At 53.5% G+C, this 12389-nt stretch carries 13 protein-coding genes; all 13 read left to right on the forward strand.

Features of this window, described 5'->3' with window-relative positions:
• Positions 1-416: 416 nt before the first annotated feature.
• Positions 417-794, forward strand: a complete 378-nt coding sequence (locus FMR86_RS07125; RefSeq protein WP_163350406.1) for an NADH-quinone oxidoreductase subunit A — start codon at positions 417-419, stop codon at positions 792-794.
• The gene (locus FMR86_RS07130) at positions 773-1312 is read left to right on the forward strand and encodes an NADH-quinone oxidoreductase subunit B (RefSeq protein ID WP_163350407.1); all 540 of its coding nucleotides are present in this window, start codon (positions 773-775) and stop codon (positions 1310-1312) included. Before FMR86_RS07125 ends, FMR86_RS07130 begins: the two co-directional genes overlap by 22 nt.
• Complete coding sequence (locus FMR86_RS07135) at positions 1309-1854, forward strand: NADH-quinone oxidoreductase subunit C (protein WP_239057169.1); 546 nt, start codon at positions 1309-1311, stop codon at positions 1852-1854. Before FMR86_RS07130 ends, FMR86_RS07135 begins: the two co-directional genes overlap by 4 nt.
• An 81-nt stretch (positions 1855-1935) precedes the next feature.
• Complete coding sequence (locus FMR86_RS07140; RefSeq protein ID WP_163350408.1) at positions 1936-3087, forward strand: NADH-quinone oxidoreductase subunit D; 1152 nt, start codon at positions 1936-1938, stop codon at positions 3085-3087.
• A gap of 14 nt (positions 3088-3101) precedes the next feature.
• Positions 3102-4061, forward strand: coding sequence for an NADH-quinone oxidoreductase subunit NuoH (gene nuoH / locus FMR86_RS07145; protein ID WP_163350409.1), 960 nt, complete (start codon positions 3102-3104; stop codon positions 4059-4061).
• A gap of 12 nt (positions 4062-4073) precedes the next feature.
• Positions 4074-4679, forward strand: a complete 606-nt coding sequence (locus tag FMR86_RS07150) for a 4Fe-4S binding protein (RefSeq protein WP_163350410.1) — start codon at positions 4074-4076, stop codon at positions 4677-4679.
• Positions 4676-5203: an NADH-quinone oxidoreductase subunit J gene (locus tag FMR86_RS07155; protein WP_163350411.1), complete on the forward strand. Its 528-nt coding sequence runs from the start codon at positions 4676-4678 to the stop codon at positions 5201-5203. Before FMR86_RS07150 ends, FMR86_RS07155 begins: the two co-directional genes overlap by 4 nt.
• Entirely contained in the window at positions 5200-5508 is a 309-nt protein-coding gene (gene nuoK, locus FMR86_RS07160) for an NADH-quinone oxidoreductase subunit NuoK (RefSeq protein ID WP_015851376.1), read from the forward strand. The genes FMR86_RS07155 and nuoK overlap by 4 nt, the downstream gene beginning before the upstream one ends.
• Before the next feature lie 4 nt (positions 5509-5512).
• Positions 5513-7006 (forward strand): monovalent cation/H+ antiporter subunit D family protein, encoded by a 1494-nt coding sequence (locus tag FMR86_RS07165; RefSeq protein ID WP_163350412.1) that lies wholly within the window; start codon positions 5513-5515, stop codon positions 7004-7006.
• An 11-nt stretch (positions 7007-7017) separates the two neighbouring features.
• Positions 7018-7302 (forward strand): hypothetical protein, encoded by a 285-nt coding sequence (locus FMR86_RS07170; RefSeq protein WP_203544806.1) that lies wholly within the window; start codon positions 7018-7020, stop codon positions 7300-7302.
• A complete protein-coding gene (locus tag FMR86_RS07175) occupies positions 7292-9064 on the forward strand; it encodes a Na(+)/H(+) antiporter subunit D (RefSeq protein ID WP_163350413.1) in 1773 nt (590 codons plus the stop codon). Before FMR86_RS07170 ends, FMR86_RS07175 begins: the two co-directional genes overlap by 11 nt.
• Positions 9065-9371: 307 nt before the next feature.
• Complete coding sequence (locus tag FMR86_RS07180; RefSeq protein WP_163350414.1) at positions 9372-10907, forward strand: NuoM family protein; 1536 nt, start codon at positions 9372-9374, stop codon at positions 10905-10907.
• A 24-nt stretch (positions 10908-10931) separates the two neighbouring features.
• Positions 10932-12347, forward strand: coding sequence for an NADH-quinone oxidoreductase subunit N (locus tag FMR86_RS07185; protein ID WP_373682463.1), 1416 nt, complete (start codon positions 10932-10934; stop codon positions 12345-12347).
• Positions 12348-12389 lie beyond the last annotated feature (42 nt).

The raw sequence follows: 12389 nt of genomic DNA on the forward strand, positions 1-12389 counted from the left end.
CGTTTTGTTTGGATTTTGTGAAATATATTTCTTTCTCCCAGCCCTTATTTTATGTGCTTTCACGTGGCTAAATCCTTGGTGTGTCGAAATAATTTGTATATGAACTATTGTGAATGCTGTGAATTGTGCTATTAGTAAGCGGAAAATTTATTTTACTTGCCTGCTGTGAGTTCAACTTGCTGTATTTATAGTTGATTGAATTGTGATTTATTTAACTATCGGTGCTTTAACAGTTCGATTACCGTGTAAATATTTTAAGTCTCCTTGACACAGCAAAGGGGCGGTGAGATATATTTACTAAAAACTTTTTCAGATTTTTTTTAGACTTTTTCTTACGGCAAGTTTGCAATTTTATAAAAAACCAATTAGTGCTCTTTTTGTGTTACTAATTCTAAAAACGTAAGAGAGGTGGAAGGATGGTTTTTTCCTGGCTTCAGTTCGCCATCTTCATGTTCTTGATAGGTGGGCTTCTTTTTGCGGGCGGACCTCTCATCCTGTCTGCCCTCGTTCATCCCCGTGCAAAAGGCGGGGACATGGGCATGTCCTATGAGTGCGGAATGAAACCGCACGGCAGGGCATGGAATCAGTTCGGTATCAGTTATTATGTCTACGCCCTGCTGTTCCTCGCCTTTGATGTGGACGTTCTCTATCTTTTCCCGGTTTCAGTCTGGTATCCCCATACAGAAGGGATGTTCTATTTCATTGAGGTTGCCGGATTCCTGTCTGTTCTTGCAATCGCGATTATTTATTTCTGGAAAAAAGGAGTTTTCACATGGCCGAGAAAGATCTCCTGACCCCCGGCGGGCATGTGGTGGAGGACGGCTTGGTCCGTCTCGAACTTGCCGAAGACGCCATGAATATCTGCCGTTCCATGTCGCTTTGGCCCATGACTTTCGGTCTGGCCTGCTGCGCCATTGAGATGATGGCGGTGGGTATGGCCCGCTATGACATGGCTCGTTTCGGTGCTGAGGTCTTCAGGCCGTCCGCCCGTCAGGCCGACTTGATGATCGTGGCCGGGACGGTGACCAAAAAGATGGCCCCGGCAGTTGTTCGCCTCTATGAACAGATGCCTGCTCCCAAATGGGTTCTTGCTCTCGGCAACTGCGCCATTTCCGGAGGTCCGTTCAAGTTCAAGGGCCAGTACGGCATTGTTGAAGGGGTGGATAATCTCATCCCGGTAGACGTGTATGTGCCGGGATGCCCGCCAAGGCCCGAAGCCCTGCTCGAAGGGTTGTTCCAGATTCAGGAAAAGGTGACCGGTAAACGCTGGTGGCCTGTGCCTGAAGATTTACAGAAGGAGCGTGCCTTATGATGGATGCTAAAGCCATGGGAGGGCAATTAAGCCTTCCCGTAACCCCGCTCATGGTCGGCAAGGGAAGTGTCGAGACTTCCGGCATCACCATGAATGTTTTCCTCATGTCCGATGACATTATGCAGGCGGCAGAGGCCATGCTCAAACAAGCCTACCACCTTGAAAACATCGATGCTCTCGATGTGGCTGAAGGTTTCCTGATCACCTATCATTACGCACATTTCACCAAGCCGGGCCGCATTGCCCACCGGGTGCTGGTCTGCCGGGATGAAGCGGAACTGCCGTCCATCTCCTCCATCTTTCAGGGAGCGGACTGGCATGAGCGGGAGTGTCATGATTTTCACGGCGTTAAATTTGCCGGACATCCCAATCTCCTGCCATTGCTCCTTGATCCGGAAACTCCCAACGGGGTTCTGCTTAAAGATGACAAAGGCCGCAAGCCGCTGCGTGAGATTCTCAATCCCGGAAAGATCGTTTTTAAAGGAGAAGGCTTTACGCTTTTTGATGAAGAGCAACCGGATGAGGCAGCACCAGAAGAGTAAATGCCAAATTTAATTTAAACGCTGGCGAAGCCAAACTAAAAGTTTCTTTGGTCTCCCCGAAGGGGCCGCCGGAGGCATCTTATGAATACATTTCCTGAAGGTGATTACTACACCAACCACTTTGAAAAGGGTGCGGACGAGCATACCATGATTTTGAACATGGGACCGCAGCACCCGTCCACCCACGGTGTTCTGCGGGTCATCCTTGAGTTGGACGGTGAATACATCGTCCGCGCCGAACCTGTGCTGGGTTACCTGCATCGTATGCATGAAAAAATGGCCGAGGTGAAAAGCTGGGTCCAGTTTATCCCCAATATGGGCCGTGTGGACTACCTGCATCCGCTGGCGTGGAACCATGCCTACGTGGGCGCAGTGGAAAAGCTGGCCGGGATCGAGGTTCCTGAACGGGCTGAATATATCCGGGTCATCCTTACCGAGTTGAATCGTATTTCATCGCACCTGCTCTGGTGGGGCGCGTACCTGCTGGACCTCGGTGCATTTACCCCGATTATGTACGGTTTTGATGACCGTGAGATTATGATGGACATGATGCAGAAGGTGACCGGGGCACGGCTGACCTACAGCAATTTCCGTTTCGGCGGGGTGGTTCATGATTTGAATGACGGTTTTGCCGAAGAATGTACCGCATTCATCAAACGGCTGCGCGAGCGCATGCCCATGTACAAGGATCTGGTCACCGACAACATCATCCTGCGTAAACGTATCGAAGAGATCGGTTATATGGATATCGATATGTGCAACCGCTACGGCGCAACCGGGCCGCTTATCCGTGGAGCGGGGGTGGAACACGACACCCGCAAAGCCGAGCCGTACTCCATTTATGACCGTTTTGATTGGAAAGTTCCGGTCTATTATGAAGCTGATGCCATGGCCCGCTACATGGTGCGCATGGAAGAAATCGAGCAGAGCCTGAACATTGTGGAGCAGGCCCTTGAGCAGCTTCCGGAAGGCGAACACATCATCAAGAAGGCTCCCAAGCCTACATGGAAGGCTCCGGCAGGCGAAGCGTATTTCAGTACTGAAGGCGCACGCGGCAAGGTCGGAATCCATATCGTAAGTGACGGCAGCAAGGTTCCTTACCGGATTAAGCTGCGCGCGCCGGGATTCTCCAACCTGTCGCTTTTCGCCGAATGTGCGCAGGGGACGATGCTGGCAGATGCGGTAGCGATTCTGGGTAGTCTGGACATGGTCATCCCTGAGATTGATCGGTAGTCAGGAGAAAATTTATGCCAGTAGAACTTATCAAATTACTCATAGCCTTAGTGGCGATTGCTGCCTTTGTGGGGCTTAACGGGCTGGTGCTGGTCTACCTTGAGCGTAAGGTTGCCGGATTTGTGCAGCGCAGACCCGGACCTTATGAAGTGGGGCCGCAGGGGCTGCTGCAACCGCTGGCTGATGCGGTTAAGTTGATCGGGAAACAATTGTTCACTCCCAAGGGCGCGGATAAGCTGCTTTTCTGGATGGCCCCGGTATTATCTTTCTTCCCGGTGCTGTTGCTTTTTCTGCCTATTCCTTTCGGTCCTGTAGCTACCGGAATGGAGATGAATTTAGGGCTGCTGCTTATTCTGGCATTCGCCGGATTGAATGTGCTGGCAATTTGTCTGGCCGGCTGGGGATCAAACAACAAATGGGGCATCCTCGGTGCGGCGCGAGGCGTGGCACAGTCCGTAGCTTATGAAATTCCGTTGCTGCTCTCCGTGCTGGCTATTGCCTTCATGACCGGAAGCCTGAATCTGACCACTATTGTGGAAGGGCAGGGCGGCTGGCCGTGGCAGTGGAATGTGTTTGTGCAGCCGCTGGCCTTCATTATCTATTTTGTGAGCGCGCTGGGCGAAACCAACCGCGCTCCCTTTGACCTGCCGGAAGCGGAAAGTGAGCTTACCGCCGGATTCCATACCGAATATTCAGGTATGGGTTTCGGTATGTTTTTCCTTGCAGAATACGCCAATATGATCGTGGTCTGCTCCGTTGCTGCGGCCCTATTCCTCGGCGGCTGGCATGGCCCGTTCTTTGACGGCGCATGGTGGTTCCTCGCCAAGGTCTACACCCTGCTGCTGATCATGATCTGGCTGCGCTGGACTTATCCCCGCGTACGCTTCGATCAGCTTTTGAATATCAACTGGAAATGGCTCATGCCCTTAGCTCTGTTGAACCTGTTTATCACCGCTTTTGTGATGAAGCTGTAGGAGGGCGTCTTAATGAGTGTATTTAAAAAATTCTGGGACGATGTCTCTTCGCTCTGGTCCCTTATCGTGGGGCTTAAAGTCACGGGCAAAAACTTTGCCGATAAAAACGTGACCCTGCATTACCCGCGTGAGACTGTTACCTCCGGGCAGCTTGAGGGGTTCCGGGGACCGCTGGAACTGATAGGGAAGCCGAAAGATCCGGCAAAACCAAAGTGCATCGCCTGCATGATGTGCGTTACCGCCTGCCCGAGCAAATGTATCACCGTGGTCAAGGCCAAGGCTCCCAAGCCTACTGAGGCTGAGCTTCAGGCCATGAAAGAAGCGGAAGAACGCGGCGAAAAGGTCAAGAAGCCCAAAGCTCCCAAAGAACCTGCGAAATTCCTGTATGACTTTTCGCTCTGTTCGCTTTGCGGCTCATGCGTGGAAAACTGCCCGGCCAAGGCATTGCGTTACTCCTCCAATGTCTACCTGACCGTCACTGACCGCAAGGAACTTAAGATGGACCTGCTGGCCCGGCTCGGCGCACAGGCTGAAGCTGCAGCCGTAGAGACAGTTGTGGAAAATCCCAAGAATGTTGAAGCTGAACCTGTTGAAAAAGAAGCGGGGACTGAATCATGATGGAAACACTCGCTAAAGTCGCTTTTGCTGTCTACACGCTGCTGATTTTGGGCGGCGGGTGCATAGCCGTGGGCGCACACAGTCTGGTCCGGGCCATGGTAGGGTTGATCGCGTCCCTGCTGGGTGTGGCCGGAATGTACATGCTCATGGCTGCTCCGTTCATGGCTTTTATGCAGATCCTTATCTACGTGGGGGCGGTCTGTGTGCTTATCTTTTTCGCCATCATGCTCACTCAGGCTGATGACCACGGCGTGGAAGCCGGAAGCCGCAGGCCGGGTAAGTCCGCACTGGCGGCCCTGACTTTTATCACTCCGGTATTCCTGATCGGATTCATCCTGATCAAGTTTCAGCCTGCTTCCATCAATATTCCGGTTGAGGTCCCGCTGACCCAGATCGGTAAGGGGCTGCTGGAAGATTATCCGGTGGCCTTTGAGCTTATTTCGGTGGTCCTGCTGGCTGCCATGGCCGGGGCGGTGCTGCTGGCCTTTGAGCAGAAAGGAAAGAAAAGGGGGAATGTATCATGAGTCCTCTTTTAATGTATCAACTGGTGGCACTCCTGCTGCTGGCTATCGGGCTGTACGGCATTGTCTGGCGCAAGTCGCTGGTGGGCATGCTTATTTCAGTGGAGCTGATGCTCAACGGGGCGGGGCTGTCCATTGTTTCCGCTTCCCAGCTTACCGAAGCCGGAAGCGCGGTGGGGCAGATCGCCGCACTCTTTGTCATGGGGTTGGCCGCTGCTGAAGCGACCCTTGTGCTGGCAATAATCATTGTGGTGGCAAAACGGTTCAAGTCCGTTGAAACCGACGCAATAACAAGGCTGAAAGGGTAAACGTATGACAGTTAGCACTGAATTCATCACCAGCGCGCGAATCCTGATCCCCCTCGGCATCACTCTCGTGGCTCCGTTCTTCATCTGGTTCTTCCGGGAGAACATCAATCGCCGTGAGGCCGTATCCATCTGGGCCGGAATCCTGACCTTTCTTTCGGTTGCCTCAATGGTCCCCGATGTGCTGGAAGGCAGGATTGTAGAATACACCCTGTTCACACTCTTTCCGGGAGTGAATGTTTCATTTGCTGCGGACGGGCTGGCTTTTATCTTCGCCCTCATCGCATCGTTTCTCTGGGTATTCGCCACCAGCTACAATATCGGCTACATGCGCACACTTAATGAGCATGCCCAGACCAGATATTACTTCTGTTTTGCGGTGGCCATTTTCGGTGCGGTGGGTGTGGCCTTTTCAGCGAATATTTTCACCCTTTATCTTTTTTATGAAATCATTTCCGTGTTCACCTACCCGCTGGTTGCCCACCATCAGGATGATGTGTCTTTCAACGGAGCGCGGAAATACATGGTTTACCTGATGGGTACCTCCAAGCTGTTCCTGCTCCCGGCCATGGTCATGACCTATGTGCTTTGCGGAACCCTGGATTTCCATCTCGGCGATGTGGCGCAGGGAATCTTCCCGGCAGACGCCGACCCGGTTCTGGTAACCATCACCTATATTCTTTATATCGCAGGTCTGGCAAAAGCCGCACTCATGCCCTTTCACAATTGGCTGCCTTCGGCAATGGTCGCGCCTACTCCGGTATCCGCATTGCTGCATGCGGTGGCGGTTGTTAAGGCCGGGGTTTTCTCGGTATCCCGCGTGATCCTCTCCGGTTTCGGGGTGGATCTCATGGACAAATTGGGGCTGGGGCTGCCCACGGCTTACCTTGCAGCATTTACCATCGTTACCGCCTCGCTTATCGCCCTGACCAAGGACGATATCAAGGCCCGTCTTGCTTATTCCACGGTCAGCCAGCTTTCCTACATCATCATCGGTGTGGCCATGCTGACCCCGGAAGCAGTGCAGGGCGGCTTGATGCACATCGCCCACCACGCTTTCTCCAAGATCACTTTGTTCTTCGGTGCCGGTGCCATTTATGTGGCAACCCACCTTAAGAAGATCAGCCTCATGGATGGGCTGGGCAGGCGCATGCCCTGGACCTTCGGGGCCTTTGCCATTGCTTCGCTGTCCATGATCGGGGTGCCTCCGGTCTGCGGATTCGCCACCAAGTGGTATCTGGTCAAAGGCGCGGTTACCATCGGGCAGTGGGGATTGCTGGTGGCTCTGCTGGCAAGTACTTTGCTCAATGCCGGATACTTCGGTCCCATTGTCTACCGGGCATTCTTTAAAGCCCCGGCAGAGGGTGCCAATATCGAGCAATACAACGAGGCTCCGCTGTGCATGGTCATTCCACTGTTTACCACGGCTCTCATTTCGGTCTGGCTGGGACTTTATCCCCAGACCTTCCTGAACTTCATTAACGTGTTCGGTAAATTCTAAGGAGAACCACCATGATAGATAAACTTGGAAACTGGTTCGAAACCCAGCGCACGCAGAATATGAAGTTCTGGAAGATTCTGTTCGCAGGCTTCCTTGTGCTGCTGGTGGTCTTGAATTTCTTCATCCATCCGCACCATGTGGAATATCACTATGATGGTTACCCCGGATTCTGGGAAATCTTTGCCCTTGTTGCTTCAGTGGGCATGGTTTTCCTGATGAAGGTGCTCATCCAGCCTTTTCTGGTAGGACCTGAAGAAGGAGAGGATTACACAGAAGGAGGAAACAATGACCATTAATGGTTTTCTCCATCCGGCACTGGCTTTTATCGCTCTGGCAATGGCTTTGCCGTTCTTCCGGGGCAGGAATTGGAAATGGCTGCTGCTTATACCGCCCGTGATCGCCATCGCGGTGGTCTTTACCGCCACATTGGGTAATTTCGGGGTTATTCCTTATCTCGGCAATGTGCTGGTACTGGGCAGGGTGGACAAGCTTTCGCTGGTTTTTGCCAACGTCTTTGCCATTCAATCGCTGATCGGCATGATCTATGCTCTGCATATGGATGATAAAGCCCACCATGCCTCGGCAGCCCTGTACGTTGCCGGATCATTCGGTTGTGTCTTTGCAGGTGATTATCTTTCCCTGTTCATTTTCTGGGAACTCATGGCTGTGGCTTCCACCTTTCTGGTCTGGCTGCACCGCACCAAGACTTCCAGCGCGGCTGGCTTCAGGTACTTCCTGTTCCATGTGCTGGGCGGGCTGTTCCTGCTCGGCGGATTGCTGCTCCGTTATTCTGAAATAGGTACCTTCGCCTTTCTGCCTGTGGACCCGCAGGGCATGGAATATTACGATTGGCTGATCCTGATCGGCTTCTGCGTCAACGCCGCTGTTGTGCCCCTGCACGCATGGCTGCCTGATGCCTATCCCGAAGCAACCATCCCCGGCGCGGTTTTTATGTGTGCCTTCACCACCAAGACTGCGGTTTACGTGTTGGCCCGCGGATTCTCCGGAGTCTATGCGCTGGCGGTAGCCGGAACATTCATGGCGGTCTACGGCGTGCTGTACGCGTCCATGGAGAACAACGCGCGCAGGATTCTTTCCTACCACATTGTTTCACAGGTAGGTTATATGGTCGCGGGCATCGGAATCGGCACGGCCATGTGCATCAACGGTGCGGTGGCCCATGCCTATGCCCACATCCTTTATAAAGGTTTGCTCTTCATGAGTGTGGGCACAATCCTTTTCGCGGTGGGCACTGCCGATCTGGACCGCCTCGGCGGATTGGTCGGGAAGATGCCTGTGGTCATGCTGCTTTATATGGTCGGGGCGGTTTCCATTTCCGGTATGCCGCTTTTCAACGGATTTGTATCCAAGACCATGACCATTACCGGGGCAGCGGAATCACACCATACCCTCTTGGCGGTGGGGCTTGAAATTGCCGCAGTGGGTACGTTCCTCTCGGTTGGCATCAAGCTTCCGTACTTTGCCTTTTGGAATAAACCCGCAAAGACGGATATCAAGCTTAATCCAATTCCCACTAACATGTACGTGGCCATGGGCATCGCGGCCTTCCTCTGCTTTGCGCAGGGTGTTTATCCGCAGATGCTTTACAAGCTGCTGCCCTTCCCGGTGGAATATCATCCCTACACCCCGTGGCACCTCTTGCAGGCTTCCATGCTGCTGGCCTTCACTGGGGCGGGATTCTGGATCATGCGCAAGGTTATCGTTCCGCATCACGGACGCAACCTCGATTTTGACAAGCTCTACCGCTTCATCGGCAACATGGGGCTGCTGCTGGTCTGCCGTCCCATTGCTTACGTGGATTCAGTCTGGACCACGGTTTACCGGATAATCGGCCTGAAGTGGCTCATGGATTCCGCTGCCGGGTCATCATGGTTTGACCGCAAAGGCATTGATACCGTGGTCGACGGCACTGCCTACACCGTGCGTAATGTCGGTAAGACGGGCGCGAAAATGCAGACCGGACGTTTGCAGGATTATTTAGGCTTGGCAGTGTTTATCGCTTTATGTGTCTACGGCCTTGTCTGGTATTTTGGATAGAAGAGTGCCTCCGGCGGCCAAAGAACCCTTTTGGAAAAGGGTTCTCTGGACTCTCCACAAATCCGCAGGAAAGCGGATTTGGACGTTGCCCAAAAGGCAACGCCTCGCAGGGGGGAGCCTCAGGACGAGGCGAATCCAAAACTTTCAATAAGCTTCGCAGTTAGCTTGTGAAGACGACATAGTGAATTGACAAATTGCCTTAACACGAGGCGCAGCCCTACTAAAACGTTTTGGGATTCTTAAACCCTTTTGGAAAAGGGTTTAAGGCCCCCGGCAGGGTCGCCGAAGGCATACTGGAGATCGTAAGATGCAAGAAGTAGCTTATCCGGTTTTAACGGTCCTTGTTTTCTTTCCGCTTGTGGCGGCTGTCGGGCTTTTCTTCCTGAAAGGCGATGACAAAATCCGGGCTTATACGTTGGGCGTGTCCATTGTTGAACTGGCACTGTCGTATCCGCTCTTTACCGGATTCAAGCTTGAATCCGCAGCTTTCCAGTTTGTGGAGCGCATGGACTGGGTCAAACAGTGGGGCGTGGAATATTATCTCGGCACTGACGGCATCAGCTTTCTCATGGTGGTGCTGACTATTGCCGTGCTGCCGCTCTGTGTACTCTGTTCGTGGACTTACATTCAAACAAGGGTCAAGGAATTCCACTTCTGTCTGCTGTTCATGACCGCAGCCTGTGTGGGAGTCTTCACCGCCCTTGATCTGGTTCTCTTTTATGTGTTCTGGGAAGCCATGCTGGTGCCCATGTACCTGCTTATCGCAGTCTGGGGCGGGCCGGAAAAGCGTTATGCCTCGCTGAAGTTCTTCCTTTATACCTTGGCCGGATCGGCACTGCTGCTGGTGGCAATTGTCGCCTTCAGGATTGCGGGCGGAACCTTTGCCATCCCGGAACTTATGGAACAGAATTTTGCCTTCAGCTTCCAGTTCTGGGCATTTCTCGCGCTGGCTTTGGCCTTTGCCATCAAGGTGCCTATGTTTCCATTCCACACCTGGCTTCCAGCCGCTCATGTGCAGGCTCCCACAGCCGGGTCGGTCATTCTGGCCTCTGTGCTTTTGAAGATGGGAACTTATGGCTTCCTGCGCTTTAACCTGCCGCTGACCCCTGCGGCCAGTGAATACTTTGCCCCGTTCATGATTGCCATTTCCATAGCCGGAATTCTTTACGGCGGCATTGTGGCCCTCGGGCAGAATGATATTAAAAAAGTTATCGCCTACTCATCCGTAGGGCATATGGGATTTGTCACGCTGGGCATATTCCTTTTCAATCAGCGCGGGCTGGAAGGCGCGCTCTTTCAGATGCTTAACCACGGCATCACCACCGGCGGCCTGTTTATGATGATCGGTGCCGTCTACGAGCGCAGCCACAGCCGCGAGCTTGATGACAACCTCGGACTCGGCAAATACATGCCCGCTTACATGTTCTTCTGGGGACTTTTCGCGCTGTCTTCTTTCGGCTTCCCCGGGACGAACAGTTTTGTGGGCGAGATTCTCGTTTTTGTGGGTGCCTTTGAACAGAATCCGTGGATCGGCGCACTCATGGTGCCCGGAGCCATGGTCGCAGCGGCTTACATGCTCCGTATTTCCCTCAAGCTGGCCTGGGGCCGCCCGACTTCTTGGAAGGAATGGCCTGACCTCAATCTGCGTGAATGGTCCTATCTGGTTGTTCCGGCGGTTTTCGTACTTTACATCGGCCTTGCGCCGGGACTTTGTTTCAAGGTCATGGACGCTTCGCTGCTCAAGCTGGAAAAGGACGTGAAGGAAGGGGCGAAGATTGTGGCTATGGAAAAGGATAATCCCGCGGAAGTGGCATTTAATTCCCTCAAGGGAATCATCAAGTAAGCAACAGGAGATATTGAAATGAATGTGAATCCATATCCTTTCATGCCGGAACTTTCCATGTTCCTGATCATTGCCCTGTTGTTCGTGCAGGCTGTGGGCAGCGAGAAGATGCGTCATAAGGTCGGAGTCTGGCTGCCCGTTGCGTCCCTGCTGCCTATTGCGGTTTCGCTGTTTTCGCTGGGGCAGGAAGGGCTGTTCTTTCACGGGGCCTATCAGGTCGATCCGCTTTCGCAGTTTTTCAAGGTCGCCATTGCTATCGGTTTCAGCGTGACCGTGTTCAACGCCACCCGCCAGCCTACGCTGGTGAACGAGAAGAGGTCGGATTATTTCCTCTTCCTTGCCATCAGCGGCTGGGGACTCATGATGCTCGCTTCATCTGTTGAACTGATCACCATGTACCTCGCGCTGGAGCTTTCCTCCTACGCACTTTACGCCATTATTGCCCTGCGGGCCAAGGATCGCGGAGCGGCGGAAGCGGCTATCAAGTATATCATGTTCGGCGCGGTTTCCACGGCTGTGGCCCTGTACGGCTTTTCCTACATCCTCGCCGGAATGCACACCACCTACCTCGCGGACCTGGTCCAGAAAACATGGACTTTCAGTGCCGCGCCCATGGCGGTAACCGGAATGGCCTTGTTCCTGCTGGGGATGTTCTACAAGCTGGCCCTGTTTCCGTTCCACTTCTGGTGCCCGGATGTTTACGAGGGCGCGAGCAATGAAACCGCCGCATTCGTGGCGACCCTGCCCAAGCTCGGCGCGGTGGTCATTCTGATCCGTCTGGCTGCCATGTTCAAGCCCGGCTACGACATCACCACCGTGATTGCCGTGCTTGGTGCTTTGTCCATGACTTTCGGTAACCTTGCCGCTCTGGTTCAGCGGGACGTGAAGCGTATTCTCGGCTATTCCTCCGTTGCCCATGCCGGGTACATCATGATCGGTCTGATCTCGGGAACAGTGCAGGGCTTGGCGGCCGCTGCATTTTACGCACTGGCCTACGTGGCCATGAACCTGACCTGTTTCTGGGTGGTCAGCCGCGTCTCTGTGGATGGTCGTAATCTGCAGCTGGATGACCTTAACGGTCTGCACAAGCGCGCCCCGGCCCTTGCTTTCGCGTTGGCTGTGGGATCATTCGCGCTGGTGGGCTTGCCGCCCATGGCCGGGTTTATGGGTAAGCTCTTCCTTTTTTCATCCGGCTGGAACCACGGCTACAACTGGCTGATCATCATCGCCGGGATCAATACCGCTATTTCCATCTACTACTATCTGGGAATGGTCCGCCATGCCTACACCAAGGACGCAGTTGAAGGGGTTCCGCTGCCGGATACTTCCGCATTCAGCTTTACCGGAGCCGTGCTGCTCTCCATGCTGGTTCTGGGCCTGGGCATGATGCCTGCGGGCGTGTTTGATTTCGCTTTGAAGGTGGGGAGTGTTGTGCCGTAGGGGAGAATTGGAATAAACTGAGTTTTAGGCTCTCTCTATCGG

This window comes from Desulfovibrio sp. JC010 (genome assembly GCF_010470675.1).
GTDB lineage: Bacteria > Desulfobacterota > Desulfovibrionia > Desulfovibrionales > Desulfovibrionaceae > Maridesulfovibrio.